This is a genomic window from Streptomyces sp. PL-29 (genome assembly GCF_058344425.1).
In genome coordinates, this window is sequence record NZ_CP136996.1 from 6,768,918 (window position 1) to 6,784,525 (window position 15,608).

14 protein-coding genes and 1 pseudogene are annotated in these 15,608 nt (G+C 72.2%); 6 read left to right on the forward strand and 9 right to left on the reverse strand.

Annotated features, from left to right (window positions below; genetic code table 11):
- Window positions 1-56: 56 nt before the first annotated feature.
- Window positions 57-239: pseudogene (locus R4Z63_RS30840) on the forward strand (transposase); the annotation flags it as partial.
- Between the two features lie 71 nt (window positions 240-310).
- On the opposite strand, the gene R4Z63_RS30845 reads toward R4Z63_RS30840, so the two are convergent.
- Window positions 311-589, reverse strand: coding sequence for a chaplin (locus R4Z63_RS30845; protein WP_037917208.1), 279 nt, complete (start codon window positions 587-589; stop codon window positions 311-313).
- Window positions 590-684: 95 nt separating this feature from the next.
- On the reverse strand, window positions 685-1,005 hold the full coding sequence (locus R4Z63_RS30850) for a hypothetical protein (protein WP_037917210.1): 321 nt from the start codon (window positions 1,003-1,005) through the stop codon (window positions 685-687).
- 99 nt (window positions 1,006-1,104) lie between these two features.
- Between R4Z63_RS30850 and R4Z63_RS30855 the strand changes: the two genes are divergently transcribed.
- Window positions 1,105-2,586 carry a carboxylesterase/lipase family protein gene (locus R4Z63_RS30855; RefSeq protein ID WP_384454240.1) on the forward strand — a complete coding sequence of 494 codons (1,482 nt, stop codon included), beginning with the start codon at window positions 1,105-1,107 and terminating at the stop codon, window positions 2,584-2,586.
- On the opposite strand, the gene R4Z63_RS30860 is transcribed toward R4Z63_RS30855, so the two are convergent.
- Both R4Z63_RS30860 and R4Z63_RS30865 read right to left on the reverse strand, forming a co-directional pair.
- A complete protein-coding gene (locus R4Z63_RS30860; protein WP_384454237.1) occupies window positions 2,564-3,820 on the reverse strand; it encodes an alpha/beta hydrolase-fold protein in 1,257 nt (418 codons plus the stop codon). The genes R4Z63_RS30855 and R4Z63_RS30860 overlap by 23 nt on opposite strands.
- 288 nt (window positions 3,821-4,108) lie before the next feature.
- Window positions 4,109-4,795 (reverse strand): GNAT family N-acetyltransferase, encoded by a 687-nt coding sequence (locus R4Z63_RS30865; RefSeq protein ID WP_037917212.1) that lies wholly within the window; start codon window positions 4,793-4,795, stop codon window positions 4,109-4,111.
- 660 nt (window positions 4,796-5,455) lie between these two features.
- Between R4Z63_RS30865 and R4Z63_RS30870 the strand changes: the two genes are divergently transcribed.
- Window positions 5,456-6,130: a (2Fe-2S)-binding protein gene (locus R4Z63_RS30870; RefSeq protein WP_384454234.1), complete on the forward strand. Its 675-nt coding sequence runs from the start codon at window positions 5,456-5,458 to the stop codon at window positions 6,128-6,130.
- 143 nt (window positions 6,131-6,273) lie between these two features.
- On the opposite strand, the gene R4Z63_RS30875 is transcribed toward R4Z63_RS30870, so the two are convergent.
- On the reverse strand, window positions 6,274-8,046 hold the full coding sequence (locus R4Z63_RS30875) for a S8 family peptidase (RefSeq protein WP_037917216.1): 1,773 nt from the start codon (window positions 8,044-8,046) through the stop codon (window positions 6,274-6,276).
- A 276-nt stretch (window positions 8,047-8,322) separates the two neighbouring features.
- Window positions 8,323-9,717, reverse strand: coding sequence for a cation:dicarboxylate symporter family transporter (locus R4Z63_RS30880; RefSeq protein ID WP_384454230.1), 1,395 nt, complete (start codon window positions 9,715-9,717; stop codon window positions 8,323-8,325).
- Window positions 9,718-9,822: 105 nt separating this feature from the next.
- Between R4Z63_RS30880 and R4Z63_RS30885 the strand changes: the two genes are divergently transcribed.
- Both R4Z63_RS30885 and R4Z63_RS30890 read left to right on the forward strand, forming a co-directional pair.
- On the forward strand, window positions 9,823-11,451 hold the full coding sequence (locus R4Z63_RS30885) for a sensor histidine kinase (protein ID WP_037917218.1): 1,629 nt from the start codon (window positions 9,823-9,825) through the stop codon (window positions 11,449-11,451).
- Window positions 11,448-12,152 (forward strand): response regulator, encoded by a 705-nt coding sequence (locus tag R4Z63_RS30890; protein WP_384454226.1) that lies wholly within the window; start codon window positions 11,448-11,450, stop codon window positions 12,150-12,152. Before R4Z63_RS30885 ends, R4Z63_RS30890 begins: the two co-directional genes overlap by 4 nt.
- Here R4Z63_RS30890 and melC2 read toward each other — a convergent pair.
- From melC2 to R4Z63_RS30905, 3 genes are all read right to left on the reverse strand, one after another.
- Window positions 12,107-12,955, reverse strand: coding sequence for a tyrosinase MelC2 (melC2, locus tag R4Z63_RS30895; RefSeq protein WP_037917222.1), 849 nt, complete (start codon window positions 12,953-12,955; stop codon window positions 12,107-12,109). The genes R4Z63_RS30890 and melC2 overlap by 46 nt on opposite strands.
- Window positions 12,952-13,341, reverse strand: a complete 390-nt coding sequence (gene melC1 / locus R4Z63_RS30900; protein WP_037917224.1) for an apotyrosinase chaperone MelC1 — start codon at window positions 13,339-13,341, stop codon at window positions 12,952-12,954. The genes melC2 and melC1 overlap by 4 nt, the downstream gene beginning before the upstream one ends.
- 220 nt (window positions 13,342-13,561) lie before the next feature.
- Entirely contained in the window at window positions 13,562-14,791 is a 1,230-nt protein-coding gene (locus R4Z63_RS30905) for an erythromycin esterase family protein (RefSeq protein ID WP_384454222.1), read from the reverse strand.
- Window positions 14,792-14,849: 58 nt separating this feature from the next.
- Between R4Z63_RS30905 and R4Z63_RS30910 the strand changes: the two genes are divergently transcribed.
- Entirely contained in the window at window positions 14,850-15,581 is a 732-nt protein-coding gene (locus R4Z63_RS30910) for a TioE family transcriptional regulator (protein WP_384454219.1), read from the forward strand.
- The last annotated feature ends 27 nt before the right edge of the window (window positions 15,582-15,608 follow it).

The window sequence follows — 15,608 nt, forward strand, 5'->3', positions numbered from 1 at the left end:
ATCGGCATCAACGTCCGGACGGGCAAGCGATGGCGGAACGGACGCGGCGCCTCGGGCAGCGCGGTTCGAACGAAAACACCAACGGCCTGCTGCGGCAGTACTTCCCCAAGGGCACCGACCTGTCCGTCCACACCCGCGAGGACCTCGACGCCGTCGCCGCCGAACTCAACAGCCGCCCACGCAAAACGCTCGGCTGGGAAACCCCAGCCGAGCGTCTGTCTAAACTACTCGCGGCTTGATCAACTCACCGCGTGTTGCGACGACCCCTTGAATCCGCCGACCGGCTGGGGCCCTCCGGTCGAGCAGGGGGTCAGTGGCCGTAGCCGGCGGTGTGGTGGTTGCCGCCGCCCGACGCGTTGACGCAGGTGTTGCCGAACGCGGGGTTCAGCAGGCCGATCACGTTCACCGTGTTGCCGCAGACGTTGACCGGGACGTGCACCGGGACCTGGAGCAGGTTGCCCGACAGGACACCGGGGGAGCCGACCGCCGCACCGTGCGCTCCGGCATCGGCGACAGCCAGGCCCGCACCGGCGACCACGGCGCTACCGGTGACAGCGGTGATGGCGAATGCCTTCGCGATACGCGACATCAAGATCTCCTCGTGAGATATGGGGTGCCACAGAATCTGTGGCATTTGACATGGCATACAACGCGGAGGGGGCCGAGGAGTCACGGCCGCTGCGCCTACCCGGTGACGGGAAAAGCGACGGAGGAGAAGAAGGGCCGCACCTGAGTGGCCTCGCCTGGCCGCAGCGCACCGACGACCCGGCCCGTGCAGCGGGGACCCTGGTAGAGGGTCGCCGAGCCGCGGGTCGCGTTGGTGACCGCACGGCCGCCGCCGCCCTCCGCGGCCGCGCATCCCCGCGGCGCGGTGAGGCCGTGCACCCGGTCGTCCTGGCCGACGTACTGGAAGTCCGGCCCCGCCGCATGGGCCGGACCGGCGACGCACGAGATGCCCGCCAGCAGCAGGGCGGGCAGAGTGTGGTGGATACGCAGGATTCGCATGCCCGTCCAACCGGGCCGGTCCCCGGCCCGGTCACGCCTTGTCACCCGTTGGACGGCTGTGCGACCGTGCGGGACCGGCACCAGCAGCAGGAGGACGGGATGAGTGCAGAGGGCGTCGCCGCCGGCGTCGGCCGGCCGCGGGTCAGGACCGTGGCCGGCGTGATTGAGGGCCGTACCGGGGCCGACGGCATCTCCGCTTTCCTCGGCATCCCCTACGCGGCACCGCCCGTCGGCCCCCTCCGCCTCGCGCCGCCCGCTCCGCCGGCCGCCTGGGACGGCGTGCGCGAGGCCGCCGCCTTCGGGCCGACCGCACCGAAAGTGCCCTACCCGCCCACGTTCGCGGCCCTGCTGCCGGACCCGGAGATCCCCGGCGACGGGTGCCTGACCGTGAACGTGTGGACCCCCGAGCCGGCTCCCGGAGCCGGCCTGCCGGTCATGGTGTGGATCCACGGCGGGGCGCACACCCGCGGCTCCTCGGCCGTGCCCGTCTACGACGGCTCCGCCTTCGCGCGCGACGGCGTCGTGCTGGTCTCCTTCAACTTCCGCCTCGGCGTCCTCGGCTACGGCCTCTTCCCCGACGCACCCGCCAACCGCGGCCTGCTCGATCAGATCGCCGCCCTCGAATGGGTCCGCGACAACGTCGCGGCCTTCGGCGGAGACCCGGCCCGCGTCACCCTCTTCGGCGAATCCGCCGGAGCGATCAGCATCGGCGCTCTCCTGGCCGCCCCGCGCGCGGCCGGCCTCTTCCACCGGGCGGCTCTGCAGAGCGGGGCCCCCGAGGCCCTGCCGCGCCCCAGGGTGCGCGCCATGGTCCGGCGGATGGCATCGCTGCTCAAGGTGGAGGCCACCGCAGCCGCGTTCACCGCCGCCTCCCTGGCCGACCTGATGGCCGCCCAGGCGGCCGTCCTGCGCCGATCGGGCCCCCTCCTCGGCGGGCCCGCCTTCGGCCTGGTCGTCGATCCGGAGACGCTGCCCGCGGACCCCCTCGACGCCCTCACGGCCGGTACGGACCCGGCCTCCGGCGCCGTTCCGCTGCTGTTCGGATGGACGACCGAGGAGTACCGGCTCTGGCTCGCCCCGACCGGCGGGATGCGCCTGCTGGACCGGATGGGGCCGCTCGCCGTCGCACTGGCCCGTACCCGGACCGGCAAGGACCGGGCCGCCGTGGCGGCGCTGCGCGCCGCGCTGCCCGGAGCGGGCCCCGCCGAGCTCGCCGGACAGTTGTTCACCGATCGGCTGCTGCGCGATCCGCTGCGCAGGCTCGCGGGGGCCCGGCGGGCGGCGCCCAGCTTCCTGTACGAGTTCGCCTGGTGCTCGGGCGTCCCCGGGCTCGGCGCCTGCCACGCACTGGAGCTGGGATTCGTGTTCGACACCCTGTCCGTGCCGGAGGCCGCCTGGCTGGCCGGGAGGGCCGCCCCGCAGGAACTGGCCGACGAGATGCACGGGGCGTGGGTGCGGTTCGCCACGACGGGCGACCCGGGCTGGGCGCCCTGGAACGGCGACGGCCCGCCGAAGGTGTTCGGCGGGCCGGAGCACGAACGGACGCAGGCGCCGAGGGCTACTCGACCGGCCCTTCCATGACCTTGCTGATGTACTGGATCGGCCCCTCAGCCATGTTCGGGACGTAGGTCTTGGCATTGTGCTTGCCGCCCGGGATCACGCGCAGGCTGGTGTGCACGGGCCCCTTGTTCCCGAAGGTGTCGACGAACTTCTGCACGTCCGGCAGGGTCTTCTTGTTGCTCTCGCTGTCGCCGACCTGGAAGGCGATGTAGACGTCCGGGCCCTTGGTGTCGATCAGCTGCTGGGCCAGGAGCTCCGGGTTGTTCTCGGCCTTCTCCTTGTCGTGGCCCTTCCACAGGGAGGAGTCCGGGACGATGTCCGGGCCGGAGGCGATCACGGCCTTGAACTTGTCCGGGTGCTTCAGCACCGCCTTCAGGCCCGCGAACCCGCCGGTGGAAGAGCCCATGAAGGCCCAGCCGTCTCGGGACTTCACCGTGCGGAAGTTCGCCTTCATCAGGTCCGGGACGTCCTCGGTCAGCCAGGTGCCCATCTTCGGCTGGCCGGGGATGTCGGAGCCGTCCCAGTAGACGCCCTTGTCGTCCGGCCCGGGGTTGAGCACCGGCATGGCCAGCAGGAAGGGCTTGCTCTTCCCCTCCGCGTACCACTTGCTGATGCTCGTCTGGAGGCCGAGGTCGGTGCCCATCCAGTAGTTGTTGGGATAACCGGCGCCGCCCGGGAGTGCGATCATGACCGGGAAGCCGCTCTTGGCGAACTTCGGGTCGTTGTACTCCTTGGGGGCCCAGACCCAGACCTTGCCCTTGAAGCCGGACTTCTTGCCGTCCAGGGTCGTCACGGCCACGTGCGTGCCGTCGGCCAGCGTCATCGAGTTCTTGAACTCGGCCGCCGGCCCGGTCGGCATGAGCATCTTGGAGTTCGCCGGCTGCTGGGCTCCCGCACCGCCCTGGCCGGAGCCCTTGGCGCCGCCGTCCGGCCCGAAGGACACCGCGGATCCCTTGTCGGTGAAGGGAGGTATCTCGTAGTAGGCCATGACGCCGGCGGCTATGCCCGCGAGCGCGAGGACCGAGGCTCCGGCGATCAGCCAGCGCCGGCCCCTGCGGCGCGGGCGCTCGGGCTGCTCCGGCTCCCACGGGCCCGGGGGCTGCTGTCCGTACGGTGAGGGCGGTGCGCCGTACTGCTCCCCGTAAGGAGGCTGCTGCCCGTACGGCCGGCCGTACGGCTCGCCGTGGGTCGGCTGCTGGCTCCGCCCCTCCGGCCGGTAAGGCTGGTGCTGCTGCCCCTCGGGTGCGTACGACATGTGCGGTGGCTCTCCGGCTGGTGCTGCCCCTGGAAGGGCGGGTGGTCCGACGTCTCGGTTCTTCCGTTCGAAAGATGATCGAAAGCGTGCCGGGGTTCCGCACTTTTCCTTCTCTTGGTGTTTCTTGGGGCAGCTCATTGCACGGTCGCCGCGGAAGCCCGGGAGCGGAGCGCCCGGCCGGCCGGTGGAACCGGTCCGGCCCCGGTCCTCCCTGTTGAGGAGGCCGGGGCAGGACCGTTTTTCCGTTCTTCTGTCCGGCTAGGCCCGGCTAGGCCCGGCTAGGCCCGGCTAGGCCGGGATCAGGGCCTTGCGACGCCGCTTGCGCTGCGCCCCCGCCGACAGCCTCAGCTCGATGATCGACCGTACGGCCGGCCACTCCTCGTCGAGGATCGAGTAGAAGGCGGTGCTGCGGACGGCGCCGTCCAGCCCCCGCGAATGGGCCCGGCGGACCCCCTCGCAGGTGAAGCCGAGACGTTCCATCGCGGCCCGGGACCGGCCGTTGCGCGCGTCGGCGCGCAGCGAGATGCGCCGGACCCCCCAGGTCTCGAAGGCGTGGCGGAGCATGAGCAGCTTCGCCTCGGTGTTGATGCCGGTGCCCTGGGCGGTCGGGGACAGCCAGGTGTTGCCGATCTCGGCGGCATCGGGGATCGCCGTCGCCGGATCGCCGAACGGGACGCCCGGCACGGCGGGCCACACCAGGGGCCCCTGCCAGTAGTCGAGTTCCAGGAACCGGGTCGAACCGACCACGCGCCCGTCAGTGGCTCTGACGATGGCGAACGGGAGCGATCGACCCGCGGCCTGATCGGCGAGCGCGCGGTCGATGTACTCGTGTGACGCCTGCACCCCGTGGGGTACGGGGGTGAAGGCGTAAGTCGTACGATCCTCGGCACCGGCCACGGCCAGGGCCTCGGTGTGGTGGGGTGCGAGGGGCTCGAGCCGCACGGTGCGGCCCGCGAGGTGTACGGGTACGGGCACGGAGCCTTCGGTCCTTCTGGGCGGTGGGGTGGTTGCACAGTCTGCGTCCATGACGTCGCCCCCCGTGCAAAACACGAGTGAAAGGCGACCGGCTGTCAGGTGAACGCGGGTGGCTCAATGTAGCCCCTTAAAGTCCCCGCATGAAGCCCCAATTCGGCAATGGTGTGACGCTGGTTCTCGACGGCTCGCCTCCCCTCGCCGGAGCGCCCTTGATCCTCTTTCACGGGCATGCCTCCCACCATCCGACGCGGGCTCCACGGACGGCCGCGCGTACGGCCGCCGGATCCCGTTCTCCTGCGTCTGACCTGCGGCGATGCGGGGACAGTCCGATGCTGCCGGGCGAGGCCCCGCGGGCCGGTCCCGCGGACGTCCCCGACGGCGCCCGCCCGCCGGGCCGGGGCCGGACAGGCGGCCGTCGGCGGGGTGCCGGAGGGCGGTCGGACTGCGATGCGCACGCGACTGCGCCACCCGGGTCCGCAGGGGTCCTCGCGCCGGGCGGCAGGCACCCCGGCGGCCCGGTCGGAAGCCGGTGCGAAACTCCGACGGGAGACCGCCGAACGGTTGATCCCCGGCGCCGCTGGAGCCGTCGGCGGTCCCGGCCCCACCGCCCGGAGGGTGACGTGAGCACGCCCGTGCGCGGGGCCTGAGATCATGCCCCGTATGGACGACGTACTGCGGCGACTGGCCGACGTGGGCCCCTTCTTCACCGTCGCGTACGGGGAGCAGCCGCCGGAGCCCGGCTTCCGGCCGCTCACCGCGCTGTACGGCGGGCACCTCGGGCCCTACGTGGCCGAGGTGGGCCGCCGGATCGGCAGCGGACCCGGGAGGGTCGCCGCCTCGACGGCCCAGTTCGGGATCGCCTCGCGGCTGTGGTCGCTCGGACTGGGGTGCGCGGCCTTGGCCGGCCAGGTGCCGGACCTCGCCGCCGACCGGGTGTGGTGGCAGCTGCCGGAGGCGGGGTCGCTCCGGTTCTGGCTGCCCGCGCCCGCCGCCCGGCCCGTGGAGGACCTCGGGGAGTCGGTCCTGGGGAACCTCGCCCTGCTGGAGGCGGGGCTGCGGGAGCGCTACGGCCTGTCGCCGACGGTCATGCGGGGGAACACGGCGTCCGGGCTGGTCGGTGCGCTGCGGGTGCTGATCGACCGGGTCCCGGCCGGCGCCGCCCTCGGGCTGGCGCGCGGCCTGCTGGCCGACGGTGGGGCGCTCGCGGGCACCGGTACGTTCGTCCATGAGCAGGGGCTCGGCGTGGCCTTCGTACGGCGCAGTTGCTGCCTCTACTACCGGGTCCCCGGCGGGGGCCTGTGCGGCGACTGCGTCCTGCGTACCCGGCGCGGCTGACCGGACCGGGGCGCGGCCCGCGTCCGGCTGTGCGCGGCCCGGTCGGCCGCGCACCCGCCGGGATCGCCCGGAACTGGTGAGGGCCATCGGGGAGCGGTTGCACCGCTCCCCGATGGCCCTGCGGCGGATCCCTGCGTCAGACCTCAGAAGGTCAGGTTCCAGGAGTCGATCTTGCCGCTGTCGCCGCGGGCGTTGTCGTTGACCCGGAGCTTCCAGGTGCCGTTGGCGACCTCGGAGGAGGCGTTGACGGTGTAGACCTGGTTGATGTTGTCGGTGCTGCCGCCCGAGCGGTTGTGGAGCGTGTAGACGGAGCCGTCCGGGGCGATCAGGTCGACCTTGAGGTCACCGATGTAGGTGTGGACGATGTTCACACCCACCTTGAGGGCGGACGGGGCGTTGCCGGTCACGCCGCTGACGGTGATCGGGCTCTCCACCGTGGTGTAGTCGCTGATGGCGTAGTCCGCGGTGCTCTCGAAGTACGTGCCGGGCTGCGGGGTGCTGCCGACCGCCTTGAGGGCGTCGACCTGGCCCTCGCCGAAGAAGCCGTTCTTCGCCGTGGTGCCCTTGCAGCGGCTGTCCGACGGGCAGGCGACGTCGTTGGCCTGAGTGGCCAGCTTGTCGCGCAGCTGCGCCGGGGTGATCCCCGGGTTGGTGCTGGCCAGCAGTGCCGCCACACCGGCCACGTGCGGCGAGGCCATCGAGGTGCCGCTCATGGAGCCGTACTTGCCCCCCGGCAGGGTGCTGTAGATGCCGGTGGAGTCTCCGCCGGGAGCCGTGACGTCGATGACGTTCAGGCCGTAGTTGGAGTACGAGGCCTTCGCGGTGGTGCCCATCGCCGAGACGGTGACCACGCCCGGGAGCTCGGTCGGGATGTCCAGGCAGGCGTTGGTGATGGTGCGCCTGACCGGCGTCGAGTCGTTCGGGCTCTCGGTGTCGGTTGTCTTGTTGGCGAGGTCGATGTTGGAGTTGCCGGCCGCCGCGACCTGGAGCGAGCCCTTGCCCTCGGCGTACTCCTGGGCGCGCTTGACGCCCTCGATGATCGCGGCCTGGTCGGCGTTGTCCGGGCAGTTGAACTGCCACGGGTCCGTGTAGTAGCTGTTGTTGGTGACCTTGAAGCCGTGGTCGCCGGCCCACATGAAGCCGCAGATCGTGTTCTCGGCGAAGAACAGCGAGGAACCCGGCTCTGCGATGCGCACCGATGAGATCTTCACGCCCGGGGCCACGCCGATGACGCCCTTGCCGTTCTTGGCGGCGGCGACCGTACCGGCCACGTGGGTGCCGTGGGTGCCGACGTCGCGCCAGGCACCCGTACGGGTGTCCGGCTTGCCGTAGGCGCAGGACGCGGAGTCCGCGGCGTTGAAGTTCGGGGCCAGGTCCTGGTGCTGGTCGTCCACACCGGTGTCCAGGATGCCGACCTTGACGGAGGCGGAGCCCGTGGTGACGGCCCAGGCCTGGTCGGCCTTGATCTGGGTCATGTCGGCGCGGACCGGCTCGCCCGAAGGCGTCGCGGACTGCGTGGGATTGGCGGGCAGCGCCGGGTTGTAGGCGTCCGCCGGCACGTCCGAGGTGCGGGTGGCGCCGACCTGCTGGACCCCGCTCACGCCGCGCATGGTGGCGGCGAAGGAGGCGGAAGCGGAGTGGGCGGTGATGACGCCGATCGCGTCGTAGTGCTGGAAGACCGTTCCCCCGTTGGCGGTGACCGCGTTGCGGACCGCCGTGGTGTCACCGGGGGCGGTGATCACCAGGTAGGCGCGGGTGCCGGCAACCCAGGTCGCACTCTGGGAAGCAGGGGCCGCGGCCTTGGGCGCCGCCGCGGGGGCGGGGGCGGCGGAGCCGGACGGAGAGACCGGAGCGGTGCCGGCGAGCGCGGCGGGCGCCCCGAAGGCGAGGGCCGCGCCGAGGGTGGCGGCCAGCACGAGGGTACGCCGAGGTCGGCTGGATATGTGGGGTATCAATGCGTCCTCCGTTGACCCGGTGGTCAGGCCGGGCCGTACGAAACAAGTGGTGGACGCAAGATGTCATGCACGCGGCCGGTTGCGGAAGTACCTTTTACAGCACCGGGGTTCGTTTATCGGTGGCCGAATTCCGACTATGGGTGCAAGTGCGGAGAATGCGACGGGCCGGCCGGGCGGGGCACCGTGGGGGCGAGCCCTGCACGACCGGCCCGCCGAGGGCGGACCGGTCGGGGAGCCCTAGACCGGCACGCCGTCCTCGGGGCGGTGCGCCGGGACCGTCGCGGCGGTCCCGGCGGGGGCGGCGACCGGAGCCGCGGCCGGTGCGGCCGGCTGCGTCCCGTGCCCGTCGTCGACCAGCGTCTTCTCGTCGAAGGGCAGCCGTCCTGAGAGGACTTCGCAGGCCCGGTCGCGGTCGAACTCCTTCGTCCAGGTGCCGATGAGCACGGTCGCGACCGCGTTGCCCGCGAAGTTCGTCAGGGCCCGCGCCTCGCTCATGAACCGGTCGATGCCCACGATCAGGCCCACTCCGTCCACCAGTTCGGGCCGGTGCGACTGGAGGCCCCCGGCCAGGGTGGCCAGACCCGCGCCGGTCACGCCGGCCGCACCCTTCGACGCGATGACCATGAACAGCAGCAGCGAGATCTGCTCGCCCAGGGCCAGCGGCGTACCCATGGCCTCGGCGACGAACAGCGAGGACATCGTCAGGTAGATCGCGGTCCCGTCCAGGTTGAAGGAGTACCCGGTCGGCACGGTGATGCCGGTGACCGGGCGCGAGACGCCCAGGTGTTCCATCTTCGCGATCAGCCGCGGCAGCGCCGACTCCGACGAGGAGGTCGACAGGATCAGCAGGAACTCCCGGCCCAGGTAGCGCAGCAGGGCGAAGACGCTGACCCCGGTGCACACGCGCAGCAGGGTGCCCAGCACCAGGAAGACGAAGAGCAGGCAGGTCGTGTAGAAGCCGATCATGATGACGGCAAGGGACTTCAGGGCGTCGATGCCGGTCGCACCGACCACCGCGGCGATCGCCCCGAAGGCGCCCACGGGAGCTACCCACATGATCATCGCAAGCACTCGGAACACCAGCTTCTGCACGTGCCCGATGCCCCGCAGCACCGGTTCGCCGGCCGCGCCCATGGCCTGCAGGGCGAACCCGCACAGCAGTGCCACCAGCAGCGTCTGGAGCACCTCGCCCCCGGTGAAGGCGGAGACCAGTGTGGTCGGGATGATCCCCAGCAGGAACTCCGTCGTGCTCTCGGCCCCGCCCGCCTTGGCCTGCGCCTCGCCCGCGCTGCGCGCCGCCTCCGTCAGTTGCAGCCCGCTGCCCGGCTCCAGGAGGTTGCCGACCAACAGGCCGATGGCCAGTGCCACCGTGGACATGACCATGAAGTAGCCGAGGGCCAGTCCGCCCACGGCGCCCACCTTGGCGGCCTTGCGGACCGAGCCGATGCCCAGCACGATGGTGCAGAAGATCACGGGCGAGATCATCATCTTGATGAGGTTCACGAAGCCCGTGCCGAGCGGTTTGAGCTCCACGGCCACGCCGGGTGCGGCGAACCCGACCGCGATGCCGAGCAGCACCGCGGCGATCACCGCGATGTAGAGATAGTGCGTTCTGTCGCGCCTGGCGGCCACGATGCCTCCTGGTGGTGAAGTCGTCCGGGGAGACCATCACCCAGGGCTGTGACCCCGGTCACCCTTGCGTTCATTGAGTTCACGACCCGGTGCACACTGAGCGCCATGTTCCGCCTCCCTCGTCCGCCGCGCAGCCTCGCCGGCCAGCTCTTCGCCATGCAGGTACTGCTCGTCGCCGTGGTCGTCGCCGGCTGTGCCGTCTTCGCCTACGCCACCGCCCGGGGGCAGGCCGAGGAGGCCGCCGCGCGCCAGGCCGGGGCCGTGGCCCGCGCGGTCGCGGACTCGCCCTCCGTGCGCGAGGCCGCCCGGGGAGCGGCGCGCGGGACGGACCCCTCGGCAGAGCTCCAGCCCTATGCGCAGAAGGTCCGGGTGGACTCCGGGGTCGACTTCGTGACGATCATGGCTCCGGACGGCAGGCGCTGGACCCACCCCGATCCCCACCGGATCGGTGAGCCCTTCCTGGGCAACACCGCCCCGGCCCTGCGCGGCGAGACCTTCAGCGAGACCTACACCGGCACCCTCGGCCCCTCCATCCGCGTGGTCACCCCACTCGACGACGACGGCCGGATCATCGGCCTGGTCAGCGCGGGAATCACCGTCCGAGCCGTCAGCGACCGGCTCGGCGCGCAGCTCTCCGCGCTGGTGTGGGTCGCGGGCGGAGCGCTCGCCCTCGGCGGCGCCGGCACGTACGTGGTCAACGCGCGGCTGCGCCGCCACACGCACGGCATGAACGCGGCCGAGCTCAGCCGGATGTACGACTACCACCAGGCGGCCCTGCACGGGGTGCGCGAGGGACTCCTCATGCTCGACGGGCAGCGCAGGATCACCTTGATCAACGATGCCGGTCGCGAACTGCTGGGCCTGCCCGGCGACGTCACCGGAACGGGTGCCGCCGACCTCGGGCTGCCGACGCCCCTCACCGGTGTACTGCTCGCCGACCGGCCCCGGGTGGACGAGGTGCACCTGACCGCGGACCGGGTGCTGGTGGTCAACAGCTCGCCGGTCGCCGGCGGCGGCCGCCGGGGCACCGTCGTGACCCTGCGCGACCACACCGAACTACAGGCCCTGACCGGTGAGCTGGACCACGAGCGGGGATTCACACAGGCACTGCGCTCCCAGGCCCACGAGGCGGCCAACCGGCTGCACACCGTGGTCTCCCTCATCGAGCTCGGCCGTGCCCGGGAGGCGGTGGACTTCGCCACGGCCGAGCTGGAGCTGGCGCAGGCCCTCACCGACGAGGTGGTCACCGCCGTGGGCGAGCCGGTACTCGTCGCGCTGCTCCTGGGCAAGGCCGCCCAGGCGCACGAGCGGGGTGTCGAACTCGCCGTGACCGCCGACAGCCGCAGCCTGGCCGACCTGGCAGGCCTGCCGCCGGCCCGCGATCTCGTCACCGTGCTGGGCAACCTCATCGACAACGCCGTCGACGCGGTGGCGGCCGTCCCCGGGGCGCGGATCGCGGTCACGCTGCGGCCCGAGCGCGACGGGCTGCTGCTGCGGGTCGCGGACAACGGGCCCGGACTGCCCGAGGGGGTCGACGTGTTCCGCAGGGGCTGGTCCGGCAAGGGTGAGGGCCGCGGCCTCGGCCTCGCGCTCGTCGCCCAGGTGGCTCAGCGCTACGGCGGCGCGGTGGTCGCCGCGCAGGGGCCGGGCGGCGGTGCGGAGTTCACCGTACGGCTGCCCGCCGCTCCCGAACGGGCCGCGGATCGGGCACCGGCCGCGCGGAGCCCGCGGTGAGCGGCGCAGAGGTGCGCGTGCTGGTGGTCGAGGACGACCAGGTCGCCGCCGACGCGCACGCGCTGTACGTCAACCGCGTGCCCGGGTTCACCGCCGTCGGAGCCGTCCATTCGCTGGCCGGGGCCACCCGGGTGCTGGAGCGCACGCGGGTCGACCTGCTCCTGCTGGACCTCGGTCTGCCCGACGGACACGGCCTGCGCTTCGCGCGTGGGCTGCGCGCCGCCGGGCATCCGGTCGACGTGATCGTGGTGACCTCCGCCCGGGACCTGGCCGTGGTCCGCGAGAGCGTTTCGCTGGGCGTGGTCCAGTACGTCCTGAAGCCCTTCGCCTTCCCGACGCTGCGCGAACGGCTCCTGCGCTACGCCGAGTTCCGGCAGGCGGCGGGCGAGGCGGCCGGTCAGGACGACGTCGACCGGGCGATGGCGGCGCTGCGCGCGCCACGCCCGGCCGAGCTCCCCAAGGGGCTGAGCGCGCCGACCCTGGACCGGGTCGCCGCGCTGCTGCGGTCCGCGTCCGAGGGGCTGACCGCGGCGGGGGCGGCCGAGGCGGCCGGGATCTCCAGGATCACCGCCCGCCGTTACCTGGAGCACCTGGTGGAGAGCGGCCGGGCGGACCGGACCCCGCGGTACGGCCAGGTCGGCCGCCCCGAACTGCACTACCGCTGGCTGGCGGCGGCGACCGGTTCGGTGTCGAACGTGTAGAACTTCCGGTGGTCCAGCATGTCCGCCGGGGTCACGTCGTTCCACGGCCGCATGGTGTCGTTCAGGTCCACCACGTTCGTGGTGCCCGCTGCCGGCAGGTAGGCGGACTGCGGGTGCTTGGCCTGCCAGTCCGCCCACAACTTGTCGACGAAGGCGTGGTGCATCCAGAACACCGGGTCGTTGGGGGAGACGCCGGTGGACATCTGCCCGCCGACCCACACGTGCACCCGGTTGTGCAGGTTGACGCCGCGCCAGCCCTCCAGGTGGTTGCGGAAGCCGTTCGAGGAGCTGTTCCAGGGAGCCATGTCGTAGACCGGCATGGCTAGGACGGAGTCCACCTCGGCCCGGGTCGGCAGCTGGGCAACGCCCGCACCCAGCGTGCGCCGCAGGTAGGGACGCCCGTCCACGCGCACGTTGATGTTCCAACGGCCCGTCGAGTAGGCGAAGGGGCCGTCGAGGACCTGCCCGTCGCGGGCCCGGCCGGTGCCGCCGAGGAAGTCGGGGGCCCAGAGGGAGGAGCGGGTGGTGCGGTCGGCGGTCCAGTCCCAGTAGGGGAGTGCGACGCTCGCGTCCACCCGCTGCAGCGCCGCCTCGAACTCCAGCAGGAAGCGGCGGTGCCAGGGCAGGAAGGAGGGGGAGCGGTGGCCGACGCGGTCGCCCGAGTCGGTGTCGCTCATGATGAAGCCGTTGTGGGTGGTCACGAAGCGGTCGTAGCTGCCGTCCCGCTTGAGCTCCAGCAGCGCCGAGGTGAAGGCGCGCTTCTCGTCGGAGGTCAGGGAGGCCTGGTTCTTGCGGACGGTCATGCCGCACCGCCGAAGGGGACGAGGGGAGCGCCCTGGAGGTCGCGGACGGCGGCGCGGGCGAGGAGCTTGGGCTCGGTGAACGTCTCGTAGTGGTTGATCACGCTGATCCAGCTGCCGTCGGCGTTGCGCATGATGTGGAGTTCTCTGCCGTCTATCCGGACGGTGGGTTGGCCGGCTGAGTGGTGGCCGCCGTGGTGGCCTCCACCGCCCGTGCTGATCTGGATGCGGCGGCCCTGGTAGACCTCGTCGACCGTGCCCGGGGGTGTGGAAACGGCCGGGGTCGCGGCGGCGCTCGTGGCGACGCTCGATGCTGCGGCGGTCAGGCCGAGGACGGTGAGTGCACCGGCGGTTGTCCCCAGAGCCTGACGGCGGGTGATCTTGTTCATGCCCGAAGAGGTATCAGCGCTCGGAGGAGACGTGGCCGGTATCCGGACATCGGCGGACAAGTTGCCGGTAGAACCAGTTGGATGATCTTCCCGTCTGGGCCGGCTCCTGAGGCCCCGACGGGAAGATCTGCGGGAATGAGCCTACTGAGCGGTAAGTTCTCCTGTGGGGCGGGGGTCGTATGAACGGTGTCACACGGGAGAGTCGGCCGGAAGCGGAGTGTCAGCGCGCCGGCGAGATGGCCGCCGGGCGGCCCTGCGGGATGTCCTTGATGAACACGAGCCCGTCGGTCATCGGCAACTGGGCGGCCTCGAAGGGGGCGTAGCCGAACCAGGCGGACGTGCGGGGTGCGGTCGGCGTCCCCGCGAGGGCGGCGCCGAGCGCACGGGAGTCGACCACGCAGAGGTCGTTCGGGAGCGCGTACAGCAGGCCTTCCAGCGTGCCCGACTGCGGGGTGTCCACCCCTCGGTGCCGGATCGTGCCGACGGCCGTAGCGAAGAAGGCGTACTGCCCGCCCAGGTGTGCGCTTGCGATCGCACCCGCGCTCCACCACTCCAGGGGCAGGTCGCCCATCCGCATCGCGCTCCTGCCCCGCTGGAGGTGGCTGTTGTGGGCGTGGACCAGGGTGGGGCCGCGCCGGGCGAGGGCGAGGAGGTTCTCGGCCATCATCAGGTCTCGCAGGCCGACCAGCCGCGCCATGCGGCCGGGTGAGGTGTCGGCCATCCAGCGGTGGTAGCCCAGTAGGCCGGTGGCCGTGCGTCCGTGGAGGCGAGCCCGCTCCCACTCCTCCCGCGACGTCGCCCCGATCAGGTGCGGCGTCTGCGCTTCGAGCAGCGCCACGAGGTCGTCGGCGAGCAGGCGCAGTTCACCGGCCCCGGCGGAGCGGCCCGCGGACCGGGCCGGATCCGTCATCGCGGCCGGCTCGGTCCACCGTGCGTCGGTTCCGAGCAGGCGGTCGAGCGTTTGCCCGGTGCACGGGAGCAGGGCGGCGTCGACGTGGTGGGCGAGGTAGTCGTACAGCGCGGTGAGGGCCTTGCGGGGGCTCGCGGCTCCGGTGATCTCCAGCGGGCCGTCGATGCCGGCGAAGCGGAGCCGGTCGGCCGCGGGCCGGCCGTCGTTGTACGCCCGCATCCAGCACACGAGTTCGCGGTTGGCCGCGGACTCGCCGAAGCCGTGGGTGAACCCGCTCTCCATGACCTCGTCGAGGCCGCCCGTGCCGGAGGTGACGTAGGCGTCGACGCGCAGTGCCGCCAGGCAGTCGCTCTCGATCGCGATCGTCCGGTAGCCCTCCTCCTCGACGAGCTGCCGGAACAGCTCGTTGCGGACGTCGAGCAGCGCGTCCTCTCCGTGGGTGGGCTCGCCCAGCGCGAGCACCCGCGGCCGGGTGGTGAGCAGCCCCATGACGGCGGCGGCCTCGACGGTGTGGACGGTGTCCTTGATGCCGATATCCATACCTTCAACGCTATCGTTGAAGTTCCGGTTGAGAGTTTCCCGCCATATCATGGGGTTAATGCGGAAGAACCTTAAAAGCGGTGTGCGGCTGAGGCCGGTCGATCTGGCGCGCGGCCACGGCCTGTCCACGCAGGCGATCAGGAACTACGAAGAGGCCGGCATCCTCCCGGCCGCCGACCGCACGTCCCACGGCTACCGCACCTACACCCCGCTGCACGCCCGCGCCCTGGACGCCTTCCTCGCCCTGGTGCCCGGCCACGGCCACCGGACGGCGGCGTCGATCATGAAGGCGGTCAACGAGGGCGTGCTCGACGAGGCGTTCCGCCTCATCGACGAGAGCCACGCCCAGCTGCTCGACGACCGGCGGACCCTGTGGGCCGTGGAGAGCGCCCTGCGCGACCTGGCGCCCCTCGCGGAGGTTCCCGCATCCGGTGACACGTTCATCGGGCCGCTCGCGAAGCAGCTCGGGGTCCGCCCCGCGACCCTGCGCGCATGGGAGCGTGCCGGGCTCGTCCAGCCACGGCGCGACCGGCAGACCGGCTACCGCGTCTACGACGCGGCCGCCGTACGGGACGCCCGCCTCGCCCACCAGCTCAGGCGCGGCGGCTACCGGCTGGAGCAGATCGCCCCGCTGCTCACCGAGGTCCGCTCGGCCGGCGGCCTGGAGCCCCTGGACGCGGCCCTAGGCACCTGGTGCGAACGCCTGTCGGCCCGCGGCCGGGCCCTGCTGGCCGGCGCCGCCGAGCTGGACGGCTACCTCCGCGCCGCCGACCGACGGACCGGCGGGTGACCCGCCAGTCACCGCCCCGCGTCACCA